The sequence below is a fragment of the Oleiphilus sp. HI0066 genome (assembly GCF_001635725.1).
In genome coordinates, this window is the sequence record NZ_LWFH01001477.1 from 1 (window position 1) to 1,509 (window position 1,509).

Consider the following 1,509-nt stretch of genomic DNA (forward strand, 5'->3'; position numbering starts at 1 on the left):
CGATCAGGTTGCTGAACCGCGTCGTGCTTGGATATATAACTCTGGTCAGCGTCGTGTTCGTCGTGCTCCTCAGGTGGCGTATGACGGTCCGGGTACAGCAGCTGATGGACTTCGTACATCTGATGGTTTTGATATGTACAACGGTGCACCAGATCGATACAACTGGGAGCTTCTAGGCAAGAAGGAAATGTACATTCCTCGCAACTCTTTCAAGCTAGATGATAAGTCCCTGACATATGCAGATATCGTTAAGCCTGGTCACCTCAATAGCGATTATGCGCGTTATGAATTAGCTCGTGTTTGGGTTGTTGAAGGTACCTTGAAAGAAGGTGAGCGTCATATCTACTCCAAGCGTACTTTTTACATAAATGAAGATACTTGGGGTATTGCTGTTGCTGATCATTATGATGGTCGTGGCGACTTATGGCGTCATGCCGAAGCGCATAGTAAGCCTTTCTATGATCGCAGCATTACGCTCACTACTATTGAGTCTGTACACGACTTATTATCTGGTCGTTACATAGCGAATGGTATGGTCAACGAGGAGCCAAGCCGCTATAACTTCGACAAGACCTTTGCAAGCAAAGACTTTACACCTGCTGCATTGCGTCGCTCAGCGCGTCGTTAACACGTAGCCAAAGATAAAAAAACCGGATCGTTTTGGCGATCCGGTTTTTTTATACGCGAATGAAAGTTATAAGCATGTCAGTTTCTTTCTTTCCTATCGGATAACTCGGCGATACTTTACTTGTCTCTTCTATGCTTGGGCTCTTTGTCTTACTTCAAGCATTCATACGTCCCGATCATTTGTCTGTAGCTGATCGTTTTAGACAGCTCTATTTGGCTCAAACCTTTGTTTCGTGACGGTGGTGCTGGGCAAGATCATTCATGTGATCTCTGCTATCTAGGGGGGCGTGAGCTCGATAAGATACATTGTTAATAGACTCACATTGTATGTATTAAAATGGGATTGATGGTTGAATTACTTGGTGCTGATATGAAAAGACCCAGCGAAGGCTAGGTCTATTTCTTAACTAATTTTTGCAAGGCCTTATCGGTTTGCTCTTAATCCTTAGTTTTCGTGCTGAGCTTTTAAGTTTGCGATATGCTGATCTTTTTCGACCCATAGCTCGTTAACCCAGGCTTGGAATTCAGCCTTAAATTCAGCATCACTGGTGTAGTCTTTACCCAGAAACTGCTTTGGAATGTCGACTTTTCGAACATCCACTACCACTGTACTGACCTTTCCACAAAACATATCCCAGATATTTTTTGGGCTATTTGGGTATAGCACTGTCACGTCTAGCATGGTGTGCATCACTTCACCCATGCTTCCTAGCACGAATGCAGCGCCACCCGCTTTGGGTTTTAATAGGTGTTCAAAAGGTGAATCTTGTTTTGCGTGCTTTTCGGGTGTCAGGCGGGTGCCTTCCATAAAGTTGAATACAGATACCGGCGTATATTTAAACTTTTCGCATGCTGCTCTTGTTACTTCTAAGTCTTTACCTG

Annotated in this window: 2 protein-coding genes; one reads left to right on the top strand and one right to left on the bottom strand. The window is 44.1% G+C overall.

Annotated features, from left to right (window positions below; translation table 11 throughout):
- A partial coding sequence (locus tag A3738_RS22835; protein WP_156504432.1) for a DUF1329 domain-containing protein occupies nt 1-628 on the top strand: 628 nt, incomplete at its 5' end.
- 444 nt (nt 629-1,072) lie between these two features.
- Here the strand turns inward: A3738_RS22835 and A3738_RS22840 are convergent.
- A partial coding sequence (locus A3738_RS22840) for an acetyltransferase (protein WP_231876738.1) occupies nt 1,073-1,509 on the bottom strand: 437 nt, incomplete at its 5' end.